This window comes from Synechococcus sp. R6-7 (assembly GCF_047461695.1).
GTDB lineage: Bacteria > Cyanobacteriota > Cyanobacteriia > Thermostichales > Thermostichaceae > Thermostichus.
In genome coordinates this window covers 1-1,050 of record NZ_JANSHS010000072.1, presented here as the reverse complement: position 1 = coordinate 1,050, position 1,050 = coordinate 1, and the positions used below count along the sequence as shown (strand labels likewise).

Annotated in this window: 1 protein-coding gene; it reads left to right on the top strand. The window is 58.1% G+C overall.

Annotation, left to right across the window (positions count from 1 at the left end; all coding sequences use genetic code 11):
- On the top strand, nucleotides 1-950 hold a 950-nt coding region (locus NW815_RS02725; protein ID WP_414415681.1), incomplete at its 5' end, for a CHAD domain-containing protein.
- Nucleotides 951-1,050 lie beyond the last annotated feature (100 nt).

Genomic DNA, 1,050 nt, shown 5'->3' with positions numbered 1-1,050 from the left:
CCTTTCGCGTCAGCGGGACGGAGTCCTTGCACTTGACCTTGCCCTCATCTGCGCCCTTGCCAACCGTGGCCGCCTGGGCCCACCAGCTGTTGAGCCAGCAATGGCAGCGGCTGCAGAAACACGTAAAGCGAGTTCTGACCCAGCATCCAGAAGCGGCAGAGTCTCTGCACCAAATCCGGGTGACCCTGCGCCGTATTGGCACCTGGGTGCAGGTATTTCAGGGATCCGTCCGGCTGCCCAAGCCTCTCAAGCCCAAACGCCTGCAAAAGCTGGCCAGTGCTTTGGGCAAGCAGCGGGATCTGGACGTGCTGCTGGAAATCCTGCAGGAACCTTGCTGGGAAGGGATCCCGGCAGCCCAGCAGGCAGAACTGGAGAAGCTAAAACAAGATCTGCAGCAACGTCGAACCCAAGCCGAGAAACGCTCCCGCCGCATTCTGGAAGATGCTGACTTCCTGGCGTTTCAAGCTGCCTGCGAGCAGTGGCTGGCTCACCCCCGCTATAAGCCCCAGGCGGAGCTGCCTTTGCCGGAAAGCTTGCCCCACTTGCTGACTCCCCTGCTGGCCCAGTGGCTGCTGCAGCCAGGCTGGCGGATCCCTGCTTTCCCCGCAACGGAAGCCCAGGCTGAGCAACTGCACGAGCTGCGCAAGGCCACCAAACGGCTGCGCTATCAGGTGGAGTTTTTTGCGCCCTTTTACGGGGAAACCATGCAAGATTGGATAGCAACCCTGAAGTGCTTGCAGGATCAACTGGGCCGCTTTAACGATTTGCAGGTTTTGCAAGGCGAGCTGCCTGCAGACTCAGACCTACAAACCCTTCTCCAGGAACAACAAAAACTAGCCCTCCAGGAGTGGCCTGAGCACCAACAGCGCTGCCTGGCCTCTGCCGAGCAGCACCGGCTTTACTCTAATCTTTTCTCTGTTTCCAATTTCTTTCCAACTGGGGATCCCTAGGTTTCCAATTCTATAGATCCCCCCGAAGGAAAAACCCCGCCTTATTGGCGGGGGATTTTTTGTAGCTATAGGGTTTCCAATTTCTAGGGATCCCCCCGAA